Origin of the sequence: Klebsiella sp. CN_Kp097 (assembly GCF_040064495.1) — a bacterium.
In the GTDB taxonomy this organism is placed as follows: Bacteria; Pseudomonadota; Gammaproteobacteria; order Enterobacterales; family Enterobacteriaceae; genus Klebsiella; species Klebsiella aerogenes.
The window spans coordinates 60,740-84,589 of sequence record NZ_JBEAIL010000029.1; the positions used below are offsets into that span (position 1 = coordinate 60,740).

At 52.9% G+C, this 23,850-nt stretch carries 22 protein-coding genes; 17 read left to right on the top strand and 5 right to left on the bottom strand.

Annotation, left to right across the window (positions count from 1 at the left end; translation table 11 throughout):
* The 6 genes from ABLV07_RS21940 to nhaR all read left to right on the top strand — a co-directional run bounded on the left by ABLV07_RS21940 (nt 1) and on the right by nhaR (nt 4,701).
* Complete coding sequence (locus ABLV07_RS21940) at nt 1-519, top strand: fimbrial protein BcfF (protein ID WP_032710055.1); 519 nt, start codon at nt 1-3, stop codon at nt 517-519.
* The gene (locus ABLV07_RS21945; protein ID WP_046883347.1) at nt 512-1,210 is read left to right on the top strand and encodes a pili/flagellar-assembly chaperone; all 699 of its coding nucleotides are present in this window, start codon (nt 512-514) and stop codon (nt 1,208-1,210) included. The genes ABLV07_RS21940 and ABLV07_RS21945 overlap by 8 nt, the downstream gene beginning before the upstream one ends.
* Nucleotides 1,211-1,268: 58 nt before the next feature.
* The gene (locus ABLV07_RS21950; protein ID WP_048230094.1) at nt 1,269-2,108 is read left to right on the top strand and encodes a DsbA family protein; all 840 of its coding nucleotides are present in this window, start codon (nt 1,269-1,271) and stop codon (nt 2,106-2,108) included.
* Between the two features lie 59 nt (nt 2,109-2,167).
* Nucleotides 2,168-2,458: a hypothetical protein gene (locus tag ABLV07_RS21955; protein WP_015704350.1), complete on the top strand. Its 291-nt coding sequence runs from the start codon at nt 2,168-2,170 to the stop codon at nt 2,456-2,458.
* A 120-nt stretch (nt 2,459-2,578) separates the two neighbouring features.
* Nucleotides 2,579-3,751, top strand: a complete 1,173-nt coding sequence (gene nhaA / locus ABLV07_RS21960; RefSeq protein ID WP_015704351.1) for a Na+/H+ antiporter NhaA — start codon at nt 2,579-2,581, stop codon at nt 3,749-3,751.
* Between the two features lie 50 nt (nt 3,752-3,801).
* Entirely contained in the window at nt 3,802-4,701 is a 900-nt protein-coding gene (nhaR, locus tag ABLV07_RS21965) for a transcriptional activator NhaR (protein WP_015368331.1), read from the top strand.
* A 72-nt stretch (nt 4,702-4,773) separates the two neighbouring features.
* Here nhaR and rpsT read toward each other — a convergent pair whose 3' ends face one another.
* Nucleotides 4,774-5,037 carry a 30S ribosomal protein S20 gene (gene rpsT / locus ABLV07_RS21970; protein WP_001518655.1) on the bottom strand — a complete coding sequence of 88 codons (264 nt, stop codon included), beginning with the start codon at nt 5,035-5,037 and terminating at the stop codon, nt 4,774-4,776.
* Between the two features lie 330 nt (nt 5,038-5,367).
* Between rpsT and ribF the strand changes: the two genes are divergently transcribed.
* From ribF to rihC, 6 genes are all read left to right on the top strand, one after another.
* Nucleotides 5,368-6,306, top strand: a complete 939-nt coding sequence (gene ribF, locus ABLV07_RS21975) for a bifunctional riboflavin kinase/FAD synthetase (RefSeq protein WP_348853835.1) — start codon at nt 5,368-5,370, stop codon at nt 6,304-6,306.
* 45 nt (nt 6,307-6,351) lie between these two features.
* Nucleotides 6,352-9,168 (top strand): isoleucine--tRNA ligase, encoded by a 2,817-nt coding sequence (ileS, locus tag ABLV07_RS21980; RefSeq protein WP_015704353.1) that lies wholly within the window; start codon nt 6,352-6,354, stop codon nt 9,166-9,168.
* Nucleotides 9,168-9,665: a signal peptidase II gene (lspA, locus tag ABLV07_RS21985; protein ID WP_015368327.1), complete on the top strand. Its 498-nt coding sequence runs from the start codon at nt 9,168-9,170 to the stop codon at nt 9,663-9,665. Before ileS ends, lspA begins: the two co-directional genes overlap by 1 nt.
* A 125-nt stretch (nt 9,666-9,790) precedes the next feature.
* A complete protein-coding gene (gene fkpB, locus ABLV07_RS21990) occupies nt 9,791-10,240 on the top strand; it encodes an FKBP-type peptidyl-prolyl cis-trans isomerase (protein WP_015368326.1) in 450 nt (149 codons plus the stop codon).
* A 1-nt stretch (nt 10,241) separates the two neighbouring features.
* Nucleotides 10,242-11,192: a 4-hydroxy-3-methylbut-2-enyl diphosphate reductase gene (gene ispH, locus ABLV07_RS21995; protein WP_015368325.1), complete on the top strand. Its 951-nt coding sequence runs from the start codon at nt 10,242-10,244 to the stop codon at nt 11,190-11,192.
* Nucleotides 11,193-11,260: 68 nt separating this feature from the next.
* Nucleotides 11,261-12,175 carry a ribonucleoside hydrolase RihC gene (gene rihC, locus ABLV07_RS22000; RefSeq protein WP_032713314.1) on the top strand — a complete coding sequence of 305 codons (915 nt, stop codon included), beginning with the start codon at nt 11,261-11,263 and terminating at the stop codon, nt 12,173-12,175.
* Nucleotides 12,176-12,178: 3 nt separating this feature from the next.
* Here rihC and ABLV07_RS22005 read toward each other — a convergent pair whose 3' ends face one another.
* Nucleotides 12,179-13,117: a LysR family transcriptional regulator gene (locus tag ABLV07_RS22005; protein WP_020079641.1), complete on the bottom strand. Its 939-nt coding sequence runs from the start codon at nt 13,115-13,117 to the stop codon at nt 12,179-12,181.
* Between the two features lie 262 nt (nt 13,118-13,379).
* Here ABLV07_RS22005 and ABLV07_RS22010 point away from each other — a divergent pair, with 262 nt between their 5' ends.
* The 4 genes from ABLV07_RS22010 (at nt 13,380) to ABLV07_RS22025 (ending at nt 19,596) form a co-directional block, all read left to right on the top strand.
* The gene (locus tag ABLV07_RS22010) at nt 13,380-14,435 is read left to right on the top strand and encodes a 4-oxalomesaconate tautomerase (protein WP_015368320.1); all 1,056 of its coding nucleotides are present in this window, start codon (nt 13,380-13,382) and stop codon (nt 14,433-14,435) included.
* A gap of 44 nt (nt 14,436-14,479) precedes the next feature.
* The gene (locus ABLV07_RS22015; protein ID WP_015368319.1) at nt 14,480-15,913 is read left to right on the top strand and encodes an anion permease; all 1,434 of its coding nucleotides are present in this window, start codon (nt 14,480-14,482) and stop codon (nt 15,911-15,913) included.
* A gap of 79 nt (nt 15,914-15,992) precedes the next feature.
* Entirely contained in the window at nt 15,993-17,255 is a 1,263-nt protein-coding gene (locus ABLV07_RS22020) for an SLC13 family permease (RefSeq protein WP_015368318.1), read from the top strand.
* 55 nt (nt 17,256-17,310) lie between these two features.
* Nucleotides 17,311-19,596, top strand: a complete 2,286-nt coding sequence (locus ABLV07_RS22025; protein ID WP_348853836.1) for a hydratase — start codon at nt 17,311-17,313, stop codon at nt 19,594-19,596.
* 69 nt (nt 19,597-19,665) lie between these two features.
* Here ABLV07_RS22025 and ABLV07_RS22030 read toward each other — a convergent pair whose 3' ends face one another.
* Nucleotides 19,666-20,598, bottom strand: coding sequence for a LysR family transcriptional regulator (locus tag ABLV07_RS22030; protein ID WP_032713319.1), 933 nt, complete (start codon nt 20,596-20,598; stop codon nt 19,666-19,668).
* A 92-nt stretch (nt 20,599-20,690) separates the two neighbouring features.
* Between ABLV07_RS22030 and ABLV07_RS22035 the strand changes: the two genes are divergently transcribed.
* Entirely contained in the window at nt 20,691-21,320 is a 630-nt protein-coding gene (locus ABLV07_RS22035) for an alanyl-tRNA synthetase (protein WP_032713321.1), read from the top strand.
* A 5-nt stretch (nt 21,321-21,325) separates the two neighbouring features.
* Here ABLV07_RS22035 and ABLV07_RS22040 read toward each other — a convergent pair whose 3' ends face one another.
* Both ABLV07_RS22040 and ABLV07_RS22045 read right to left on the bottom strand, forming a co-directional pair.
* Nucleotides 21,326-22,030, bottom strand: coding sequence for a response regulator (locus ABLV07_RS22040; protein WP_032713323.1), 705 nt, complete (start codon nt 22,028-22,030; stop codon nt 21,326-21,328).
* Nucleotides 22,023-23,651 (bottom strand): sensor histidine kinase, encoded by a 1,629-nt coding sequence (locus tag ABLV07_RS22045; RefSeq protein WP_045388730.1) that lies wholly within the window; start codon nt 23,649-23,651, stop codon nt 22,023-22,025. The genes ABLV07_RS22040 and ABLV07_RS22045 overlap by 8 nt, the downstream gene beginning before the upstream one ends.
* Between the last annotated feature and the right edge of the window lie 199 nt (nt 23,652-23,850).

The window sequence follows — 23,850 nt, forward strand, 5'->3', positions numbered from 1 at the left end:
ATGATTAAAAAACTGTACCTCTGCTGGGGGCTGGCTCTGGCGGCAAGCGGTGCGCTGGCCCATGACGGCCGGGTCTACGTCACCGGAACCATTACCGACAACACCTGCACGCTGTCGCCGGATTCCGAGAACATTCAGGTCGATATGGGAACCGTTAGCAACCGCCAGTTTTATCAGGCAGGCGCCGGCGCGGAGTGGCAGCCTTTTTCGATCACGCTACAAAATTGCGGCAGTACTGCCAGCGGCGTAACGGTGAGCTTTAGCGGTACCAGCGATCCGCAAGATGGCGATTTGTTCGCGGTGAATACCGGAGCGGATACCGCAAGCGGTATAGGAATTGCGCTCTATGACAAGAATAAACAGCAAATCGCGCCGGGGGCGCAGAGCGATGTGCTGGCGCTCACCGCGGGCGCCGCGTCCGAACGTTTACAGTTTTATGCCCGCTATGTGGCTGATGGCGCCCCGGTGGCGCCGGGGGCTGCCGATGCTTCCGCGACTTTCGTACTGAGTTATGAATAGAAGACTTTTCTACTGGCCAGGGCTCTGGCTGCTGCCCGTAGCAATAAGCCATGCAGGCGTGGTGATTGGCGGCACGCGCTTTATTTATCACGCCGAGCGGACGACGCTGAGCGTTCCGCTGCGCAATACCTCGGATAGTGACTGGCTGGTGGACAGCCACGTACTGAGCAGTGGACGCTGGCCCGGCGCCGATGATTTGTCGCCTCGAAAACCGCCATTCGTGGTCACGCCGCCGCTCTTTTTATTGCGCGCAGGCCAGGAGAACACACTGCGTGTCGCATGGAGCGGCGAGGCGCTGGCGCGGGATCGTGAAAGCTTGTTTGCGCTGAGCATTGCCGCTATTCCATCGGGAAAAACCGGCGCCAATAGCGTGCAGATGGCATTTCGCTCGGCGTTAAAACTGATTTATCGACCTGTGGGGCTAACCGGCGATCCGCAGCAGGCCTATCGTCAACTGGTCTGGAACTTAACGGCGGATGGGCTGACGGTACGTAATCCAGGTCCCTATTACGTCACCCTCTTTTCAACCCGCGTCAACGGGTCGCCGATCGACGCCGCCGGCGTGGTCGCGCCGTTTTCTACCCGCCGCACAGACTGGTGTCGACAAACGACGCGCTGCGCCGTGCGGTGGCAAAGCCTCAACGATGCCGGGGGCGTAATGCCGCCGGTCACGGTAACGATGCAACGGTGATGACGATTTTATTCCGCCCCTGTGGGCATCCCCTGAACTTGATAATGAGAACTCAATAATGCGCAAACTTTCCTGTAAATCGGCGGCGTGGCTAGCGCTTGGCGGCATCATCTCTTTTTCCACGTTGGCGGCGAAGACCGACCCGGCGATAGGTGATATTGGGCCGACCGCTGAGGCGTATATCGCCAGCCATCCGGATAAAGTTGGCGAAGCGGTAGCGACCTATCTGGCGGATCATCCCGAATTCCTGATTGCCGCCAGCGAAACGCTACATCAGCGCCAGCAGGTTGCCCAGAAGCAGGCTTATGTGCAGCTGGCGCTGCAGTACCGCTCTGAGCTGCTGAGCGACAGCTCTCCCTCCGTTGGCCCGGCGGATGCTAAAGCGGCGGTGGTGATGTTTTTTGACTACCAGTGTTCCTGGTGCAGCAAGATGTCGCCCGTGGTGGAAGCGATGGTGAAATCGAATCCTGATACGCGTTTTATCTTTAAAGAGTTTCCGATCTTTTCATCCCGCTGGCCGGTGTCTGGTTTGGCGGCGAGAATCGGCGAACAGGTGTGGCTGAACGATGGCGGGGCAAAGTATTTGGCCTGGCATAATGCCCTGTACGCCACGGGTAAAGTGGAGGGACAGCTCACCGAGCAGGATGTTTACGCGCTGGCGTCGCACTATCTCACCCAGCCGCAGATTAGGGCGGTTAAAACTGCCCAGCAGAGCGGGGCGGTACATGATGCGCTGCTGAGCAATCAGGCGCTGGCGCAGCATATGAACTTTTCCGGAACCCCGGCTTTTGTGGTGATGCCGCAGGCAGCGGCTCCGGATGCCGGGCGTATCTCGGTAGTGCCGGGCAGCACGTCGCAGGATGCGTTGCAGATGGCAATTCAGAAAGCTAAAGGTTAAGTCTCAGCACCGGGGCACTGTACCCGGTTATCAGCTTCCTCAGACCGAGGATTTGGCGTATGCAATTCAAGAAAGGCTGGTTAGGGCTGGCGGCCATTTCACTGTTCACAATTGGCGGCGCGCGGGCTCACACTGCCGGTAATATCCAATTTTTTGGCAATGTAGTTACTGAAAGTTGCTGGAACGAAACGGAAAGTAGCGAGATTTTGTGCCAGCGCGCCGATCGCATCGAACGCCACGTGATTGTGGAAAATATCACCACTTCGCTGGCTTCGGCTTACGCAACGGTGGAGAAAAGTTATCTCGATGCCGACAAGCAGCTCACTCTGCTGCGGGTGGTCTATGATTAACAAATATCGATAAAGATCGGAAAAAGCGATTCTAATGGCAATTTAAATCTGTTTTTTTCGATGTGTTTGCGGCTGTATCATACTTTTATCGAGTTATTGACCAATAAGGTGAGAGTAAAAGTGAAACATCTGCAACGATTTTTCAGTAGCGATGCTTCCGGGGGCATTATTCTAATCTGCGCCGCCGCACTGGCGATGATGATGGCCAATAGCAGCGTCACCAGCGGTCTGTATCATGCTTTTTTAGATACCCCGGTACAGCTGCGCGTCGGCGCGCTGGAAATTAACAAAAACATGCTGTTGTGGATCAACGATGCGCTAATGGCGGTGTTTTTCCTGTTAATTGGCCTGGAGGTGAAGCGTGAGATGATCCAGGGGGCGCTCGCCAGCCGCCGTCAGGCGGTGTTCCCGGTGGTTGCCGCGATTGGCGGCATGGTGGTGCCAGCGCTTATCTATTTAGCCTTCAATGCCCAGGATCCCGTTGCGCGGGAAGGGTGGGCTATCCCGGCGGCGACCGATATCGCCTTTGCGCTTGGCGTTTTGGCGCTATTAGGCAACCGGGTACCAACGGCGTTGAAAATTTTCCTGATGGCGCTGGCTATTATTGATGACCTCGGGGCGATTGTGATTATCGCGCTGTTTTATACCAACGATCTGTCGGTACTGTCGTTGGCCGTCGCCGCTGGCGCGATTGTGGTACTGGCGGCGCTCAATCTCTGCGGCGTGCGGCGCACCGGTATCTATATCCTGGTTGGTGCGGTGCTGTGGACGGCAGTACTGAAATCCGGCGTACATGCGACCCTGGCGGGGGTTATCGTCGGCTTTATGATCCCGTTGAAGGAGCAGAATGGTAAATCGCCAGCGAAGCAGCTTGAGCATGTGCTGCATCCGTGGGTTGCGTTTCTAATCCTGCCGCTGTTCGCTTTTGCCAATGCCGGGGTTTCGCTGCAGGGCGTCACGTTCGCAGGGCTGACTTCGCTGCTGCCTCTGGGGATTATTGCCGGGCTGTTTGTCGGTAAGCCGCTTGGCATTAGCCTGTTCTGCTGGCTGGCGCTGAAGTTTAAGTGGGCCTCGTTGCCGCCAGGAACCCGCTTCCCGCAGATTATGGCGGTCGGCGTACTGTGCGGAATCGGCTTCACCATGTCGATTTTCATCGCCACGCTCGCCTTCAGTAGCGTTGACCCCGGATTGATCAACTGGGCCAAGCTGGGCATTCTGATCGGGTCGATTCTGTCAGCCATCATTGGCTACATGATTCTGCGTAAGCGCGTAACGGATCCTCACAGCGTGTAACATCATCGGGAGAGCCTGCGGGCTCTCCGGGGCATATCAGGGAGAGAAGCATGTCGCATATCAATTACAACCATTTGTACTACTTCTGGCACGTCTATCGGGAAGGCTCGGTCGTCGGCGCCGCCGAGGCGCTGTATCTGACGCCGCAGACGATTACCGGGCAGATTAAGGCGTTGGAAGAACGATTACAGGGCAAACTCTTTAAACGTAAAGGACGAGGCCTGGAACCCAGTGAGCTGGGAGAGCTGGTGTTTCGCTACGCGGATCGCATGTTCACCCTGAGCCAGGAGATGCTCGATATCGTCAATTATCGCAAAGAGTCGAACCTGCTGTTTGATGTCGGTGTCGCCGATGCGCTATCCAAGCGGCTGGTGAGCGGCGTTCTGGATGCGGCGGTAGTAGAAGATGAACAAATTCACCTGCGCTGTTTTGAATCCACCCACGAGATGCTGCTGGAGCAACTGAGCCAGCATAAGCTGGATATGATTATCTCGGATTGCCCGATTGATTCAACCCAGCAGGAAGGGCTGTTCTCGGTGAAAATCGGTGAATGCGGGGTGAGCTTCTGGTGTATGAACCCGCCGCCGGAAAAACCGTTTCCCGCCTGTCTTGAGGAACGTCGTCTGCTCATTCCCGGTCGCCGTTCCATGCTCGGGCGCAAATTGCTGAACTGGTTTAATTCGCAGGGGCTGCAGGTGGAAATTCTCGGCGAGTTCGACGATGCGGCGCTTATGAAAGCCTTCGGCGCGGCGCATAATGCGATTTTTGTGGCGCCAACCCTCTATGCTCACGATTTCTATGCCGATGAGTCGATTGTTGAAATTGGCCGCATGGAAAACGTGATGGAGGAGTATCACGCTATTTTTGCCGAGCGAATGATTCAGCATCCCGCGGTACAGCGTATCTGCAACCGCGATTATTCATCGCTATTTGCGCAGCCGCAAAACTAAGTACCGGCAAACAACAGACATAAAAAAACCCGCTTTCGCGGGTTTTTTTAACAAAGTTCAGCAAGCGGGCGATTAAGCCAGTTTGTTGATCTGTGCAGTCAGGTTTGCTTTATGACGCGCAGCTTTGTTTTTGTGGATCAGACCTTTAGCAGCCTGACGGTCCACGATTGGTTGCATTTCGTTAAATGCTTTCAGTGCAGCAGCTTTGTCGCCAGCTTCGATAGCTGCGTATACTTTCTTGATGAAAGTACGCATCATAGAGCGACGGCTTGCGTTGTGCTTGCGAGCCTTTTCAGACTGAACGGCGCGCTTCTTAGCTGATTTGATATTAGCCAAGGTCCAACTCCCAAATGTGTTCTATATGGACAATTCAAAGGCCGAGGAATATGCCCGTTTAGCCTTCTTTTGTCAATGGATTTGTGCAAATAAGCGCCGTTTAAGATAACGAGGCTTCATTACGTAGTGATGGCGCAAGATTCTACCAGCTTGTTGTAGTCGAATACAGTCTTTCCACCATAAAAATCGACGGCTGCGTATAGTTTTTCCTGCATTATTACGCTGAGTGAATGAATTAGCAGGATCTTTCGTAATCGAGGTGCAATCGCTGGTTAACGTCGCCTGTTGTACAAGGTATACTCGGACGATTTTCACTGTTTTGAGCCAGACATGAAGCTGATACGCGGCATACATAATCTCAGTCAGGCCCCGCACGGGTGCGTGCTGACCATTGGAAATTTCGACGGCGTGCATCGCGGGCATCAGGCGCTGCTGCAGCGCCTGCGCGCAGAGGGCCGCCAGCTCGGTCTGCCGGTTGTGGTGATGATTTTTGAGCCGCAGCCGCTGGAGCTGTTTGCCGCCGATAAAGCGCCGGCGCGGATCACGCGGCTGCGTGAGAAGCTTGGCTACCTGGCGGAAAGCGGTGTCGACTACGTGCTGTGTGTCCGTTTCGACCGGCGTTTCGCGGCGCTGACGGCGCAAGATTTCATCAGCGAACTGTTGGTGCGCCAGTTGGGCGTGCGGTTCCTTGCCGTCGGCGATGATTTCCGCTTTGGCGCTGGTCGTCAGGGGGATTTCTTTTTATTACAGAAGGCCGGGGCGGAGTACGGTTTTGACGTCACCAGTACCCAGACCTTCTGCGAAGGCGGCGTACGTATTAGCAGCACCGCGGTGCGTCAGGCGCTGGCCGACGATGACCTCGCGCAGGCGGAAAACCTGCTGGGGCATCCGTTTACCATCTCAGGTCGCGTCGTCCACGGCGATGAGCTGGGGCGCACCATAGGTTTCCCGACGGCGAACTTACCGCTGCGTCGTCAGGTTTCCCCGGTTAAAGGGGTCTTTGCGGTAGAAGTGACAGGGCTCGGCGATAAGCCATTACCCGGCGTCGCCAACATTGGCACTCGTCCAACGGTCTCCGGCGTGCGACAGCAGCTGGAAGTTCACCTTCTGGACGTTGTAATGGACCTCTACGGTCGCCATATAGATGTAATACTGCGTAAAAAAATACGTAACGAGCAGCGTTTTGCGTCGCTGGATGAGCTAAAAGCGCAAATCGCACGAGATGAGTTAACGGCCCGCGAGTACTTTGGGCTCACCAGGCAGGGATAATCCTACTGGTATTTATCAAACCGAAATAACGGAACCGAGAATCTGATGAGTGACTATAAATCCACCCTGAATTTGCCGGAAACAGGGTTCCCGATGCGTGGCGACCTCGCCAAACGCGAGCCGGGAATGCTGGCGCGTTGGACCGATGATGACCTGTACGGCATCATCCGTGCGGCGAAAAAAGGCAAAAAAACCTTCATTCTGCATGATGGCCCTCCTTATGCGAATGGCAGCATTCATATTGGTCACTCGGTTAACAAGATTCTGAAAGACATTATCGTTAAGTCCAAAGGACTGACGGGTTTTGACTCGCCGTACGTTCCGGGTTGGGACTGCCACGGTCTGCCGATCGAACTGAAAGTCGAGCAGCAATACGGCAAGCCGGGTGAGAAATTCACCGCCGCAGAATTCCGCGCCAAGTGCCGTGAATATGCCGCCGAGCAGATCGACGGCCAGCGTAAAGACTTTATCCGCCTGGGCGTGCTGGGCGACTGGTCGCGTCCGTACCTGACCATGGACTTCAAAACTGAAGCCAATATCATCCGCGCGCTGGGTAAAATCATCGGCAACGGTCACCTGCATAAAGGCGCTAAGCCGGTGCACTGGTGCGTTGACTGCCGTTCCGCGCTGGCGGAAGCGGAAGTTGAGTACTATGACAAAACGTCTCCGTCTATCGATGTGGCGTTCCACGCGGTAGATAAAGCCGCGGTATTGGCCAAATTCGGCGTAGCCGACGTCACTGGCCCGGTTTCGCTGGTTATCTGGACCACGACGCCGTGGACCCTGCCGGCTAACCGCGCCATCTCTCTGTCGCCTGAGTTCGACTATGCGCTGGTGCAGGTTGACGGCCAGGCGCTGATCCTGGCGAAAGACCTGGTGGAAAGCGTGATGCAGCGCATTGGCGTGGCGGATTACACCATCCTGGCGGCGGTACAGGGTTCCGAGCTTGAACTGATGCGCTTTAAGCATCCGTTCCTCGATTTCGATGTGCCGGCGATCCTTGGCGACCACGTGACGCTGGATGCGGGTACCGGCGCGGTACATACCGCCGGCGGCCACGGCCCGGACGACTACACTATCAGCCAGAAATATGGACTGGAAATCGCCAACCCGGTTGGCCCGGACGGTTCTTATCTGCCGGGGACTTACCCGTCTCTGGATGGTATCAACGTCTTCAAAGCCAACGACATCATCGTCGAGATGCTGCGTGACAGCGGCGCGCTGCTGCACGTGGAAAAAATGCAGCACAGCTATCCGTGCTGCTGGCGCCACAAATCGCCGATCATCTTCCGCGCTACCCCGCAGTGGTTCGTCAGCATGGATCAAAAAGGCCTGCGCGCGCAGTCTCTGAAAGAGATCAAAGGCGTGCAGTGGATCCCGGACTGGGGCCAGGCGCGTATCGAATCGATGGTTGCCAACCGTCCTGACTGGTGTATCTCCCGTCAGCGTACCTGGGGCGTGCCGATGTCGCTGTTCGTGCATAAAGAAACCCACGAGCTACACCCGCGCACCCTCGAACTGATGGAAGAAGTGGCGAAACGCGTTGAAGTTGACGGCATCCAGGCGTGGTGGGATCTCGATTCCCGCGACATCCTTGGCGATGACGCCGACAGCTACGAAAAAGTGCCGGATACCCTCGACGTGTGGTTTGACTCCGGGTCCACCCACTCTTCTGTGGTCGATGTGCGTCCGGAATTCGCCGGTCACGCCGCGGACATGTATCTGGAAGGCTCCGATCAGCATCGCGGCTGGTTCATGTCTTCGCTGATGATCTCCACGGCGATGAAAGGCAAAGCGCCATATCGTCAGGTACTGACCCACGGCTTCACCGTCGACGGTCAGGGCCGCAAAATGTCCAAGTCTATCGGTAACACCGTTAGCCCGCAGGACGTGATGAACAAACTGGGCGCCGATATTCTGCGTCTGTGGGTGGCTTCCACCGACTATACCGGCGAAATGGCGGTCTCTGATGAGATCCTCAAACGCGCCGCGGACAGCTATCGTCGTATCCGTAATACCGCGCGCTTCCTGCTGGCGAACCTTAACGGTTTCGATCCGGCAAAAGATATGGTTAAACCGGAAGAGATGGTCGTTCTGGACCGCTGGGCGGTCGGCTGCGCGCAGGCGGCTCAGGAAGATATCCTCAAAGCCTACGAATCCTACGACTTCCACGAAGTGGTGCAGCGCCTGATGCGCTTCTGCTCCATCGAAATGGGCTCGTTCTATCTCGACATCATCAAAGACCGCCAGTACACCGCGAAAGCGGACAGCGTGGCGCGTCGCAGCTGCCAGACCGCGCTGTTCCATATCGTGGAAGCGCTGGTGCGCTGGATGGCGCCGATCATGTCCTTCACCGCGGACGAAATCTGGGGCTATCTGCCGGGCGAGCGTGAAAAATACGTCTTCACCGGCGAGTGGTATGAAGGCCTGTTCGGCCTGGCCGACGACGAAGCGATGAACGACGATTTCTGGGATGAACTGCTGAAAGTGCGCGGCGAAGTCAATAAGGTGATCGAACAGGCGCGTGCTGATAAGAAAGTCGGTGGTTCTCTGGAAGCGGCGGTTACGCTGTATGCCGATGCTGACCTGGCGGCCAAGCTCAACGCGCTGGGCGAAGAATTACGATTTGTCCTGTTGACCTCCGGCGCTAACGTTGCCGATTATGCACAGGCGCCGGCTGATGCCTGGCAGAGCGATCTGCTGAAAGGGCTGAAAGTGGTCCTGAGCAAAGCCGAGGGCGAGAAGTGCCCACGCTGCTGGCATTACACCAGCGATGTCGGCAAGGTGGCGGAACACGCAGAAATCTGCGGTCGCTGTGTCAGTAACGTCGCCGGTGACGGCGAGCAACGTAAATTCGCCTGATGAGTAAATCGATCTGTTCAACGGGGCTACGCTGGCTGTGGGTCGTCGTAGCCGTGCTGATTATCGATCTGGGCAGCAAATTCCTGATCCTCCAGAACTTCGCTCTGGGGGAGACGGTTTCGCTGTTTCCATCGCTTAATCTGCATTATGCGCGCAACTACGGCGCGGCTTTTAGCTTCCTCGCCGACAGCGGCGGCTGGCAGCGCTGGTTCTTCGCCGGGATTGCCGTTGGTATCTGCGTGGTGCTGGCGGTGCTGATGTACCGTTCGAAGGCGACGCAAAAGCTGAACAACATTGCCTACGCGCTGATCATTGGCGGCGCACTGGGTAACCTGTTCGACCGTCTGTGGCACGGCTTTGTGGTCGATATGATCGACTTCTATGTCGGCGACTGGCATTTCGCCACCTTCAACCTTGCTGATAGCGCCATCTGCATCGGCGCGGCGCTGATCGTGCTGGAAGGCTTCTTGCCTTCCAGTGATAAAAAAACATCATAAAAAATTGCCGGATGGCGACGCGAGAGCGTCTTATCCGGCCTACAGTATATATCGCCCTTTGTTTGCCCGGTAAGCGCAGCGCCATCGGGCAAACAAGCGGCGGCAATATAAAAGAGCAAACCTGCATGTCTAACTCTGTACAGAGCAACAGCGCGGTGCTGGTGCACTTCACGCTGAAACTGGATGACGGCTCCACCGCCGAATCCACGCGCGGCAACGGCAAACCAGCGCTGTTTCGTCTTGGCGATGCCTCGCTTTCCGAAGGGCTGGAGCAGCATCTGCTGGGGCTGAAAGCCGGCGATAAAACCACGTTTTCGCTGGAACCTGACGCCGCCTTCGGCGTACCTAGCCCGGACCTGATCCAGTATTTCTCTCGCCGCGAGTTTATCGACGCTGGCGAGCCGGAAATCGGCGCGATTATGCTCTTTACCGCAATGGATGGCAGCGAAATGCCCGGCGTGATCCGCGAAGTGAACGGCGATTCCATCACCGTCGACTTCAACCATCCGCTGGCCGGGCGTACCGTTCATTTTGATATTGAAGTGCTGGAAGTCGATCCGGCGCTGGAGGGGTAAGATGCAGATCCTGTTGGCTAACCCGCGCGGTTTTTGCGCCGGCGTTGACCGCGCTATCAGCATTGTCGAAAACGCGCTGACGCTGTACGGCGCGCCGATCTACGTTCGTCACGAAGTTGTCCATAATCGCTACGTCGTCGATAGCCTGCGCCAGCGTGGGGCGATTTTTATCGAACAGATTAGCGAAGTGCCGGACGGCGCGATCCTGATTTTCTCCGCCCACGGGGTTTCGCAGGCAGTACGCAACGAAGCGAAGAGTCGTGACCTGACGGTTTTCGACGCTACCTGCCCGCTGGTAACTAAAGTCCATATGGAAGTCGCCCGCGCCAGCCGCCGCGGCGAAGAGTCGATTCTGATTGGCCACGCCGGGCATCCGGAAGTTGAAGGCACCATGGGCCAGTACAATAACCCCGAAGGGGGCATGTATCTGGTTGAGTCGCCGGAGGATGTGCTGACGCTGGAAGTGAAAAACGATGCCCGACTGTCGTTTATGACCCAGACGACGCTTTCCGTCGATGATACTTCTGACGTTATCGACGCGCTGCGCGAGCGCTTCCCGAAAATCGTCGGCCCGCGTAAAGACGATATTTGCTACGCCACCACCAACCGTCAGGAAGCCGTACGCGCGCTGGCGGAGCAGGCTGATGTGGTGCTGGTGGTCGGTTCGAAAAACTCCTCGAACTCCAATCGCCTGGCTGAACTGGCGCAGCGGATGGGGAAAGCGGCCTATCTTATCGACGATGCCACCGATATCCAGGAACAATGGGTTAAGTCTGCTGCCTGCGTTGGGGTAACGGCGGGCGCGTCGGCCCCGGATATCCTGGTGCAGAATGTGATTGCCCGTCTGCAGGAGCTGGGCGGCGGCGAAGCGGTGCCGTTGGAAGGCCGTGAAGAGAATATCGTTTTCGAGGTGCCGAAAGAGCTGCGTGTAGATGTCCGTGAAGTAGAATAAGTTCTTTCACCCAGCAGTATGAGAAGATGCCAGACTTAACGTCTGGCATTTTTTTTTGGGAGAAAACCATGCGCTTACCGATTATTCTCGACACCGATCCGGGTATTGACGATGCGGCGGCGATCGCCGCCGCGCTCTTCTCGCCACAGTTGGATTTGCAATTAATGACCACGGTGGCGGGCAACGTCTCGGTGGAAAAGACGACCCGCAACGCGCTGCAACTGCTGCATTTCTGGAATGCCGATGTACCGCTGGCGCAAGGCGCGTCGATGCCACTAGTACGTCCGCTGCGCGATGCCGCCTCGGTGCATGGCGAATCCGGCATGGAGGGCTATGATTTCGTCGAACATAACCGTCAACCGCTGGCAAAACCGGCGTTTCAGGCGATCCGCGATGCGCTGATACACGCGCCAGAACCCGTGACCCTGGTGGCCATCGGTCCGCTAACCAATATTGCCCTGCTGATAACGCAGTATCCTGAGTGCCTGTTTAATATTCGTCGGCTGGTGCTGATGGGCGGCTCGGCCGGGCGCGGTAACTTTACCCCCAACGCCGAGTTTAATATCGCCATCGATCCGGAAGCCGCCGCGAAAGTCTTCCAGAGCGGGCTGGAGATTGTGATGTGCGGGCTGGATGTTACCAATAAAGCGATGCTGAGTGCGGACTATCTGGTCACACTGCCAACGCTCAATCAGACAGGCAAAATGCTTCATGCGTTATTTAGCCATTATCGCAGCGGCAGTATGAGCAGCGGTCTGAGAATGCATGATTTATGCGCTATTGCGTGGTTGGTTCGTCCGGATCTGTTTACGCTCAAACCCTGCTTTGTGGCGGTAGAGACGCAGGGGACCTGGACGGCTGGCGCTACCGTGGTAGATATCGAAGGGCGTCTGGGACAACCGGCCAACGCACAGGTGGCGTTGGATTTGGATGTCGCGGGTTTTCAACATTGGGCGGCGGAGGTTTTCGCTCTCGCGCCGTGACAGTTATAGCTGCTGGTGTGAATCGACCACATTACACCATAACTCGCTCGCTTCATCCGTCCACATGAGCAGTAATAATGACGCGAAGCGTTCAGCCGCTGCGGAAAGAGGGCGGTTTTTAACGCGAATCATGCCAAGCGTGCGCCTGATTACCGGTTCGACCAGCGGCACGCTGACGACAGCGCTGTTGGCGTGATGCGGCATGGCCAGGCAGGGCAAGGCCGATATGCCAAGCCCCGCCTCGACCAGACCCAGAGAGGTGGATAAGTGTCTGACTTCGTAAAACCAATCTAATTTCCATGGCTTATCCTGCAGGCAACTTTCAATCAGTTGCCGATTACCGCTCGAGCGTCTGACGCCAACTAATCTCTGCGAGACGAGCTCCCGCCATTCCACTAATTTTTTACTGGCCAGCGGATGATCCTGCCGGCAAGCCAGCACGAAGGGTTCATTAACGAGTGGGCTAAATTCGATGTCGGGATGTGTGATGAAGTTCATATTTATTCCAAAATCGACTTCGCCTTTTCTCACCGAGGCCATGCAATTTTCTATACCTTGTTCATAAATTCGAACTTTGATATGGGGGTAACGCTGATTAAATTGAACGATGGCGCGAGGTAAAAAATAAAATACCGCCGTCGGGATACAAGAAAGCGTTACCGTATCATGCACATTAGAAGTCAGGTTGCTGATGTTAAAAATGGCGGCATCAAGGCTGGCAATCAGTGACTTTGCCTTTGGAAGAAGCATTTTTCCTGCTTGAGTGAGCATGATTTTTCGGGTGGTTCTTTCGAAAAGGGCTGTATTGAGGTTACTTTCTATTTTTTGTATTTTGCGGGTCAATGCGGGTTGCGTCAGGTTAAGTACTTCTGCCGCTTTGCTAAATGAACCCAGCTCGGCAACAGTGACAAAAGCTTTCATTCCGGATAGTTCATTGTTCATTGCTGCTCCGTAATCAGAAATAATTTATATATAGAATGGCTCTGTTAATTATTGCCATGACGATAGTTGTTATTAATGTTTTGTAGGTATAAGTCTTATTTTTATATTTTATCAATCACTATCTTCCTTGCAAGTAGAATCAGATGGTAAACGGTTGTGCGAGTAAATGAATAATAAAGTAAATAAAAAACTTTAAATACATTAAGTGCATTAAATTCACGCCCCGTTTATTTAATCTTTTTATATTTGTAAGGAACATGTTATGAAACAAATTCCGTGTGTTCTCATGCGTGGTGGAACATCAAAAGGCGCTTTCCTGTTAGCAGATGATCTACCAGAAGATATTCAAAAACGTGATGAAACATTATTAACTATCATGGGTTCTGGCCATGAACTGGAAATTGATGGCATTGGCGGCGGGAGTCCGCAAACCAGTAAAGTGGCTATTGTCAGTAAATCGACCAGCCAGCAAGCGGATATTGACTACTTATTTGTACAGGTCATTGTCAATGAGCGACGGGTTGATATTACGCCTAATTGCGGCAACATGCTGTGCGCAGTCGGCGGGTTTGCTATCGAAAAAGGACTTGTCGCGGCGAATTCCCCAGTAACGCGGGTGCGAATCAGAAACGTCAATACCAACACCTTTGTTGACGCAGACATTCAAACCCCGGACGGCCAGGTTGTTTATGAAGGAGATACCCATATTGATGGCGTTCCAGGGCATGCGGCCCCGGTAGGCCTGACATTCTTAAACGCCGCCGGGGCGAAATCGGGCCAGCTTTTCCCAACCGGCAACCGGGTTGATATTTTTGATGATATTCGCGTCACCTGTATCGATATGGCGATGCCGATGGTTATTATTCCAGCGCATAGCTTGGGTAAAACAGGGTATGAATCGGCGGCGGAATTAGATCAGGATAAAGAATTTTTTCAGCGCCTTGAATCAATACGTAAGCAAGCAGGCGTGGCAATGGGGTTTGGCGATGTCTCGAACATGGTAATACCTAAACCAGTGCTGGTTGCTCCACCTCAACATGGTGGAACGCTGAGTGTTCGGTATTTCATGCCTCATAACTGTCATAAATCGTTGGCTATTACGGGCGCTATCGGTCTGGCGAGTTCTTGTATTATTGCTGATACCGTAGTTAACGAGCTGACGAGAATGTCGGGTGAGGGATTAATCAGAGTTGAACACCCTAGCGGAAGTATTGACGTCAGTTTAAGTAATGCTAATGAAACTCCTGAAAATATTCGCGCATCGGTGATTCGTACCGCACGTAAAATTCTTTCTGGCATGGTTTATCTCCCTGAATAATTGCGGCTGCGCACTTATAAAATTCATTCAGGTAAGGGATTGAAATGGATAAAAAAACATTATGCAAGCTATTAGTGCTTGTTGCCATCCCATTGCTTATTAGTCTATTTCCGGCCCCGGCTGGGTTGACTGAACTTGCATGGGTATTGTCAGGTATTTATCTGGCTGCAATTGTTGGTTTAGTGATTAAACCATTTTCTGAACCAGTCATACTGTTAGTCGCTGTGGCTGCCTCCATGGTTATCATTGGCAATTTAGGTGATGGTTCAATAAAATCATCGAGCGTATTAAGTGGCTATGCATCAGGTACCACCTGGTTGGTGTTTTCTGCATTTACCTTAAGTGCCGCTTTTGTTATTACTGGTTTAGGTAAACGGATTGCATATATTCTTATTGGCAAGATAGGGAGTACCACACTTGGCTTAGGCTATGTTACCGCCTTTCTGGATCTGATTCTTTCACCCGCGACACCGTCGAATACGGCCCGTGCTGGCGGTATCGTATTACCTATCATCAATAGCGTGGCTGTCGCGCTAGGGTCGGAACCAGAGCATACGGCAAAACGCGTTGGTCATTATTTAATGATGAACGTCTATATGGTTACCAAAACCACCAGTTATATGTTCTTTACCGCCATGGCGGGTAATATCCTGGCGCTCAAAATGATTGAGGATATTTGCCATATCAAATTGAGCTGGGGTGGATGGGCATTGGCTGGCATATTGCCAGGCTTAATCATGCTGTTACTGACACCGCTTATAACCTATAAGCTATATCCGCCCGAATTAAAAAAAGTAGATAATAAAGCCATTGCCAAAGAAGGTCTTGAGTCTTTAGGGCCGATGACCTTGCGTGAGAAAATGCTCTCCTGCTTGTTTGTGATGGCGTTAGCGGGTTGGGTATTTAGCACTTCGCTTGGGGTTAATGAATCAACGGTGGCGATTTGCGTCATGGCGTTGATGCTGATATTAAAAATTGTTACCTGGGATGATGTCATTAAAAATAAAGGTGGCTGGAACACACTAATTTGGTACGGCGGTATCATTGGTTTGAGTTCTTTGCTTTCCAAAGTTGGTTTTTTCTTGTGGTTGGCCGAGTTACTGAAAAATAACATTTCATTTGGCAGTCATAGTACGCTGGCATTCGTTGTCATCGTCGCGTTGAGTATACTGGTTCGTTATTTCTTTGCCTCGGGCAGCGCCTATATTGTGGCGATGGTTCCGGTCTTTGCCATGCTGGCGAATGTTTCCGGTGCGCCAGTTATGTTAACCGCGTTAGCGCTGCTGTTTAGTAATTCCTATGGCGGTATGGTCACCCATTATGGTGGCGCGGCTGGCCCGGTTATATTTGGGGTTGGTTATAATGATATTAAATCCTGGTGGATTGTTGGCGGTATATTAGCGCTGTTAACTTTTATTCTGCATATCACCGTTGGGGTATGGTGGTGGGAATTATTAATGTACTGGAAAGTGATTTAACTTGAAGTTTATAAAACGCTGCATCACCTGCTTAGACTAATTATTAAATTCACACGCTGAAAAGAGGTATTATATCTTTATGTCACCAGTAGCAATTACATTGTCACTGTTGTTATTTTCAATTGTGATGTTTGTTTGGGAAAAAATCCCTCTGGCCGCTACGGCTATGATCGTCTGTATTACTTTAGTCGTAACAGGCGTTTTTGATGTAAAAACGGCTTTTGCGGGTTTTATTAATCAGAACGTTATTTTATTTGTGGCAATGTTCGTGGTTGGCGGCGCCTTATTTGAGACAGGGGTGACGGATAAAATTGGCGGAATCGTTACCCGTTACGCTCGCTCAGAGAAGCAGCTCATCGTTATTATTATGTTGGTTTGCGGAATACTCTCTGGTTTTCTGTCTAATACGGGAACAGCTGCGGTACTGATTCCGGTGGTCATTGGTGCCGCGGTTAAGTCCGGCTATGCGCAATCCCGTTTGTTGATGCCATTGGCGTTTGCTTCAGCGTTGGGCGGAAACTTATCGCTTATTGGCTCGCCGGGTAATCTGATCGCCCAGTCAGCTCTGGAGCAAGTCGGGCAGCGCTTCGGTTTTTTCGAGTATGCCAAACTGGGTATCCCCATGCTGCTTTGCGGGATCATCTACTTTTTGACCATCGGTTATAAACTGTTGCCAGCGCAATCTGTGAGTACTGCGGGGAAATCAGAAAAGAGCAGGAAAGTTGACTGTCCAAAATATAAGCAAGTAATTGCTGTTTTAGTGTTGGTATTTACCGTACTGGGGATGATTTTTGAGAACGTCATTGGTTTGCCGATTGCGATTATCGGTTCAATTGGCGCTTTATTCTTGGTTATTACACGCGTGATTACTGAAAAACAGGCGTATCAGTCAATTGACTCGCAGACGATTTTCCTTTTTGGCGGCACATTAGCTTTAGCGAAAGCACTCGAAACCACTGGCGCTGGTGCAATCATGGCCCGCTCAATTATCGATCTGCTTGGTCAACAGGCTTCACCGTTCTTATTGTTAAGTGCCGTTTTGATTATTTCCTGCGTATTAACCAATTTTATGTCGAATACCGCAACGGCGGCCTTGCTTATTCCCATTGGCCTGTCTATTGCAAATTCAATGGGCGCTGATCCGCGAGCGGTGTTGATGGCTATTGTCATTGGCTGTTCATGTGCCTATGCGACGCCGGTTGGCACGCCGGCGAATATGATGATTTTTTCCGCCGGGGGATATCGGTTTATGGATTATGTCAGAGTCGGATTACCTCTGATTGTCATCTCGGTAATTGTCAGTTTTATTTTGCTGCCGATATTCTTTCCTTTTTATTCGTAGAGTCACGAATAAAAGAACACCGTTATTATTTAATCTATCTTAAAGGATGCTAGTCATGATCAAATTACACGATCGTGGGGTATATTTATCCCATCAGTACGGGATCATTCCGGAAGAGGAGTGCGCAAATCCTGTCGCTAAAGATATTGCGCGGAAGGGAACCATCGCCTGGTCAATACTGTCAGCACATAATATTTCTGGCGATGAACAGAAATTAAAAATAAAGTTTGATTCCATGGCTTCCCATGATATCACCTTCGTGGGCATCATCCAGACGGCCAAGGCCTCTGGAATGACGCGCTTCCCCTTGCCGTATGTTTTAACCAATTGCCACAATTCACTTTGTGCAGTGGGCGGTACCATTAACAGCGACGATCATATTTTTGGTCTTACATCAGCACAGAAATATGGCGGCATTTATGTACCGCCGCATATTTCCGTTATTCACCAATACATGCGCGAGATGATGGCCGGCGGTGGCCAAATGATACTGGGCTCGGATAGCCATACGCGTTATGGCGCGCTGGGGACGATGGCCGTCGGTGAAGGCGGCGGTGAGCTAGTTAAACAACTACTGGGAAACACCTGGGATATTGATTATCCCGAGGTCGTCGCGGTGTATTTAACCGGCAAACCTGCCGCTGGCGTTGGCCCTCAGGATATAGCGCTGGCAGTAATTGGCGCGGTATTCAAAAACGGTTATGTGAAGAACAAAGTGATGGAGTTCGTCGGCCCCGGCGTGGCCAGTATATCGACCGACTATAGAAACAGTATTGACGTCATGACTACTGAGACCACCTGCTTATCCTCCATCTGGCAGACTGATGAAGAGACGAAAAACTTTTTGCGGCTTCATGGTAGAGAGAAAGACTATCGGGCGCTGTCAGCCAAAGAGATGGCTTACTACGATGGCTGCATTGAGATCGATTTAAGCACTATCAAGCCGATGATCGCGCTACCGTTTCATCCTGCCAATGTCTATGAAATTGATACGCTTAATCAGAATTTGCCGGATATTTTACGCGAAGTTGAAATTGAATCTGAGAAAATCTCGCTGGGGCGCGCGAAGCTATCTCTGTTGGACAAAATAGAGAATGGCAAATTACGCGTTCAGCAGGGGATTATTGCTGGTTGCGCGGGAGGAAACTATGTCAACGTGGCGCAGGCGGCTAATGCCCTGAGGCATCATTCCTGTGGCGACAATATTTTCTCGCTTTCTGTATATCCTTCCTCTCAGCCGGTGCTGATGGCGTTAACGAAAAGGGGGATGATCAATGATTTAATGAGCGCGGGCGCCATTATTCGTACCGCATTCTGCGGCCCTTGCTTTGGCGCCGGCGATACCCCGATGCATAACGGCTTGAGCATCCGTCATACGACGCGTAACTTTCCGAACCGTGAAGGTTCCAAGCCTGGAAATGGGCAAATGTCAGCGGTGGCGCTGATGGATGCGCGTTCAATTGCCGCGACGGCCGCTAACGGGGGATTGTTAACCTCGGCGGCGGAGCTTGATTGTTGGCACGAAGCTCAGGAATATGAATTTGATGTTTCCCCCTATAAAAGCCGGGTTTATCAAGGATTCGTTAAAGGTGTTACGCAGCAACCGCTGATCTATGGCCCAAATATCAAAGACTGGCCGGAAATGAATGCGTTAACGGATAATATTCTGTTAGCCGTTACTTCAAAAATAATGGATCCGGTGACCACTACCGACGAACTGATACCATCAGGTGAAACATCATCGTTTCGTTCAAACCCATTAGGCCTGGCGGAATTTACCCTTTCCCGACGCGATCCGCAGTATGTGGAGCGGGCTAAAAAAATTGCCGCCATCGAGCAACAACGCGTCAAAGGTGAAGATCTTTGCCGTTTAAATCCACAGCTGGAAAATATATTTTCCCAGATACGGCTGCTGCCGGGTCAGGAAAATATTACCGTGGCGCAGACGGAGATCGGTAGCATGATCTATGCGGTGAAACCCGGTGATGGCTCGGCGCGAGAGCAGGCTGCCAGCTGCCAGCGAGTACTTGGCGGGCTGGCAAATATTTGTCAGGAGTACGCGACCAAGCGCTATCGTTCCAATGTGATTAACTGGGGAATGCTGCCGCTGCAGATGAAAGAGGCGCCTGATTTCGAGGTCGGCGATTTTATCTATATCCCGGCAATAAAAAGCGCGCTGAAGGGCGAGTTAAGTGATATCACCGCTTTTGTCGTTAGCGACCATCGCCCGGTGCAGCCGATAACGCTGTATATGGAGAAATTAACCTCATCGGAACAAGAGATTATCAAAGCCGGTGGCCTTATTAATTATAATAAAAATCAATTAATAAACGGCCATTAATTGATTCCAATCCCTGCTGGCAGCTATTTTGCTGTCAGCAGATGAGCTTCTGGAAAATATGAACGCGTTTTAGTTGGCGGCTGACAATGTGTTGCCTGCGTTCAACGCCGGCACCTTCTCGCTAAGATAATCAATCATCACCCGCATTCTGGCGGGCATATGCTTATGTCCCGCCCACAGTAGCCACAGGTTGCCAGAGTAGCTGCTGATAAACTCCCACTCCGCCAGCACTTGCACAATTTCACCTTTTGCCAGCGCTTCGCGGGCGGTAAACAGCGGCAGACTGCCAATCCCCAGATGCTGTTTAACCGCATCGAGACGCACGGCGGTGTGGTTAGCGGCGTAGCGCCCATGCGTCTGCACCGTTTCGCTTTTGCCTTCACGACGAAATTTCCACCGCGCGTCGGCGGGCGTTTCGCCAAGGCTGATACAGCTATGCGTACGCAGATCCTGTGGGGTATGCGGCATTCCGTGGCGCTGTAAGTATTCCTCAGTGGCGCAGATGAGATGAGCGATCGGCATCAGTGGTTTGCCATGCAGGCCAGGGGAGGGGCTATGGGTGATGCGTAGCGCCAGGTCAATGCCGTCATCGATAAAATCAAGGTCGCGGTCTTCCAACCGTAAGCAGACGTCTACCTGCGGATATTGGTTGAAAAAGCTCATCATTAGCGGATGGATGACAAAGCGTCCGACGGCCTTCGGCACGCTCAGGGTGAGTTTACCTTGCGCCACCGTCTGGGTACTCCCGGCGGAGTCCATGGCCTGTCGCGCTGCTTCCAGCATTTCAAGCGCAGGTTCATACACCGCTTTCCCGGCATCGCTCAGCCGTAGTTTGCGTGTGGTTCGGTGCAGCAGCTTGCAGCTCATTTCCTGCTCCAGCCGCGAGACGCTGCGGCTCACGGCGGAGGGGGTAAGGCCGTTCTGGCGGGCGACGGCGGAAAAGCTGCCTTGCTCGACAATTTGTACAAAGAGGGCGAGGTCAGGTAGAAGATTCAAATTCATTTGTGCCCTCGGAGCAAAAGTGCATTGGTTGTAGAGGAGATTATCGCTGTCAATATTATCAATATACTGTGCTGACAGAGAGGAGAACAACCATGACTGAACGTGTTTATTACGCCAGCGACGCCACCGAAGGGCGTACTCTGATTATCGGCTGTCGCGCCGAAGCCGATGGCCGTTACGCCATTGAACTTGATCGTACGCTGTTCCATCCGCAGGGCGGCGGCCAGCCGTCGGATAGCGGCTGGATCGACGAGCAGGTCGTAATGACGGTCGCTACACGCGGCGATAGCGTACTGCATATCGTTGAGCAGCCGCTGCCGCTGGGCGAGGTGAAGATACGAATCGATGCCTCTGCGCGGCAGCTACATGCCCGCCTGCACTCAGCCGGTCATTTGCTGGGACTGGCAGGCGAGCAGTTTGGCTGGCGGCCGGTGAAGGCGCATCACTGGCCTGGCGAGGGGCGGATTACGTTTGCTGCCGGCGCTGGCGCCGTATTACCGGAAGCCAGCGCACTGCTGGCGCAGGTGAGCGCGTGGCAGCAGCAGGATTTACCGCGCCGCATCACCTTCGCTAATGGCTTGCGCGCGGTGGGATTTGGCGATCTGCCGGCTTATCCCTGTGGCGGTACCCATGTTGCCAGTCTGGCGGCGCTGGGGAATATTGTTATCAGCCAGCTGAAAATGAAAAAAGGGCAGATGATCGTCAGCTATAATCTCGAGTAAGTGTTTCAGGCATGCTCCGGATAGGGATGTTTGCCGCGATAAATGCGCTCCGGTCGGCCGACTTTGCCATAACTGATTTCCGCTTCCAGAAAATCGTTTTTAACGCCTTGCTCCAGATAGCGGCGGGCGGTGGTTTTACTGCTGCCAAGGATGCGAGCCAGAGAGTCAGCGGTATGCACCACTTCCGGGGCGGAGAACAGCTGCAGCACGCGATGAAAGGTACTTTCATCGATCCCGCGCAGCGGCGCGCCGGCAGGTTCTGTTTGCTCGCGAGCCTGAATATTAAATAGGGCGTCGACGTGGGTCTGGCTGGCCTGTTCGCTTGAACGCAGTGAACTGCGGTAGCGGGCGAAGCGCTCCAGGGTGTGTTGTAGACGTTGATAGTGCACCGGCTTAATCAGGTAATCAAATACCCCCAGACGCAGGGCTTCACTGATGGTATCCATATGATTATCAGCGGTAATAAAAATGATTCGCCCTTTGTAGTTGGTGCTGACGGCGTGGCGAATCAGATCCAATCCCTTGCCATCAGGGAGAAAGTTATCTAACAGGATCAGCTGCGGCTGGTAGAGACGCAGCATTTTTTTTGCGCTTTCCAGTTTATCCGCAATGCCGATAACGTTGAACTGGGGGAACTGTTTGATGGTATCCACCAGGATTTCCGCCAGCATAGGTTCGTCTTCAACGATAAGAGTAGTAATGCTATCCATGATGTTCATCTCGGGTCAGGGGGATATAAAGAGTAAAGATGGTGCCAAAAGGAATATTATTTTCGACGACGATACTGCCGCCTGCTTGATCTACGTAACTGCGTACCAGCCAGAGCCCAATACCGTGATCGCCGCTGGCGCTGCTGGTGACGCCGCGTTCGAAGATCCGATCGCGTAGCGCCTCGTCAATGCCGCAACCCTGATCGGCGATCTCGACAATCAGTTCATGACCATCGCTGTTAATCAAACATTCGATCTGTTTCGATCCCAGCGGCTGGCGCAAAGTGGCATTGTAGGCGTTGTCGAGAAGATTCCCCACGATCGAGATCCATTCGCTGTGCGAAAGCGCGCCGGGAAGTTTATCGACGAAACAGGATGGGTCGAACACCAGTTCAAGGCCGAGCTCTTTGGCCCGGTAATATTTACCGATCAGTAACCCGGCAAGGTGATTATCCTGGAAATTACGCGCAATAAAATCGAGCACCTTCTGGTGGCTTTCTGACTGTTGCTGAATCAGATCCAATGCGTGATCGTAGCGTTTGAGAAACAGCAGTCCGGCGATAGTCGAGATCAAATTACGGTGTTCATGCTGTACGGCGCGCAGGTTATCGGCGTACTGTTGCACCTGGCTGAGCTGCAGGCTGAGGGTATTGATATCATCTTTGCTACGGAAACTAATTACCCATCCCTGGGGCGCATTATTTAAGATCACCGCCATACGGCTGGCGATCACTTTGATCTGATTAAAAGTGACGATCGCGTCTTTCTTATTCTCGTGAGGCGCATCGTAGAAGAAGGCCTCTTGCGAAATAACGCTGCTGATCCCTTTGCCGATTAGCGTCGGCTCTGGCTGGCTCAGATTAAGCAGACGGCGGGCGGTCTGATTTATCGCGGTTATTTTATAGTTTGAGTCTATGGCGATAAGCCCTTCAAACACCGATTCAAACAGTACGCTTTGCTGGATGAGCAGCTGCGATAGCTGCTGGGGCTCCATATTGAGCATCTGTTTTTTGATATGCAATGAGAAGCGGCGGGCGCAATACAGCAGCAATAGCAGGATGATCGCCATCGGGATCAGTAGCGAGCTTATCTGCAGGCTGAGCCAGTTTTCTAACTGTTCAATGGTATAACCGACCGACACGATGCCGATGACTTTGCCGGTGGCGTCCTGCACCGGCGATTTACCCCGTAACGATGATCCTAGCGAACCTTTGCGTACCGAGACATAGCTTTTGGCGTTATACAGCGCCTCATCGCTATCACCACCTTCCATTGATTTACCGATTTCGTCAGGGTTGACGTGATAAAGACGCTGCCCGTTGGCGTCGCCGACGGTGATGTAGGTGGCGTCAGAGAATGAACGCATGGGGTCGATAAGCTCTTTAATTCTCGCGAGATCGCGTTTCTGTACCGCTTCCACCAGCTCCGGCATTGCCGAAATCTGCATTGCCTGAATTAATGCCCGTTGCCCGACCTGGTAATGAAGACGTTCCTCGGTAATGTCTGTCAGATACCATGACATGCCCAGCATGACGACAGTCGAGGTAAATAAGATCAGCAGGAAGATGCGGTTTTGAAAGGATCGCCTTGCAAACCAATGGGTGATTTTTCGGGTGTACATAGGGCCGATAGACATTAAATAGTTAGTTTCCTCGTTTGGCGGCCTGCGTACCTGCAGTTGGCGCACAGATCATTAAATTTCGGAAAAACGCCCGCTCAAAAGCCATTGAGTCGGGCGCTGGTGTGGTCGCCCGGATAAGGCGCAAGCCGCCATCCGGGAACCTCTCCCCGGTGGCGCTGCGCTTACCGGGGCTACAAAC

What these genes read in the sequence shown, in the direction of transcription:
- ABLV07_RS21940 (WP_032710055.1), top strand. Translation starts at nt 1, where the DNA reads ATGATTAAAAAACTGTACCTCTGCTGGGGGCTGGCTCTGGCGGCAAGC.
- ABLV07_RS21945 (WP_046883347.1), top strand. Translation starts at nt 512, where the DNA reads ATGAATAGAAGACTTTTCTACTGGCCAGGGCTCTGGCTGCTGCCCGTA.
- ABLV07_RS21950 (WP_048230094.1), top strand. Translation starts at nt 1,269, where the DNA reads ATGCGCAAACTTTCCTGTAAATCGGCGGCGTGGCTAGCGCTTGGCGGC.
- ABLV07_RS21955 (WP_015704350.1), top strand. Translation starts at nt 2,168, where the DNA reads ATGCAATTCAAGAAAGGCTGGTTAGGGCTGGCGGCCATTTCACTGTTC.
- nhaR (WP_015368331.1), top strand. Translation starts at nt 3,802, where the DNA reads ATGTCGCATATCAATTACAACCATTTGTACTACTTCTGGCACGTCTAT.
- ribF (WP_348853835.1), top strand. Translation starts at nt 5,368, where the DNA reads ATGAAGCTGATACGCGGCATACATAATCTCAGTCAGGCCCCGCACGGG.
- ileS (WP_015704353.1), top strand. Translation starts at nt 6,352, where the DNA reads ATGAGTGACTATAAATCCACCCTGAATTTGCCGGAAACAGGGTTCCCG.
- lspA (WP_015368327.1), top strand. Translation starts at nt 9,168, where the DNA reads ATGAGTAAATCGATCTGTTCAACGGGGCTACGCTGGCTGTGGGTCGTC.
- fkpB (WP_015368326.1), top strand. Translation starts at nt 9,791, where the DNA reads ATGTCTAACTCTGTACAGAGCAACAGCGCGGTGCTGGTGCACTTCACG.
- ispH (WP_015368325.1), top strand. Translation starts at nt 10,242, where the DNA reads ATGCAGATCCTGTTGGCTAACCCGCGCGGTTTTTGCGCCGGCGTTGAC.
- rihC (WP_032713314.1), top strand. Translation starts at nt 11,261, where the DNA reads ATGCGCTTACCGATTATTCTCGACACCGATCCGGGTATTGACGATGCG.
- ABLV07_RS22005 (WP_020079641.1), bottom strand. Translation starts at nt 13,117, where the DNA reads ATGAACAATGAACTATCCGGAATGAAAGCTTTTGTCACTGTTGCCGAG.
- ABLV07_RS22010 (WP_015368320.1), top strand. Translation starts at nt 13,380, where the DNA reads ATGAAACAAATTCCGTGTGTTCTCATGCGTGGTGGAACATCAAAAGGC.
- ABLV07_RS22015 (WP_015368319.1), top strand. Translation starts at nt 14,480, where the DNA reads ATGGATAAAAAAACATTATGCAAGCTATTAGTGCTTGTTGCCATCCCA.
- ABLV07_RS22020 (WP_015368318.1), top strand. Translation starts at nt 15,993, where the DNA reads ATGTCACCAGTAGCAATTACATTGTCACTGTTGTTATTTTCAATTGTG.
- ABLV07_RS22025 (WP_348853836.1), top strand. Translation starts at nt 17,311, where the DNA reads ATGATCAAATTACACGATCGTGGGGTATATTTATCCCATCAGTACGGG.
- ABLV07_RS22030 (WP_032713319.1), bottom strand. Translation starts at nt 20,598, where the DNA reads ATGAATTTGAATCTTCTACCTGACCTCGCCCTCTTTGTACAAATTGTC.
- ABLV07_RS22035 (WP_032713321.1), top strand. Translation starts at nt 20,691, where the DNA reads ATGACTGAACGTGTTTATTACGCCAGCGACGCCACCGAAGGGCGTACT.
- ABLV07_RS22040 (WP_032713323.1), bottom strand. Translation starts at nt 22,030, where the DNA reads ATGGATAGCATTACTACTCTTATCGTTGAAGACGAACCTATGCTGGCG.
- ABLV07_RS22045 (WP_045388730.1), bottom strand. Translation starts at nt 23,651, where the DNA reads ATGTACACCCGAAAAATCACCCATTGGTTTGCAAGGCGATCCTTTCAA.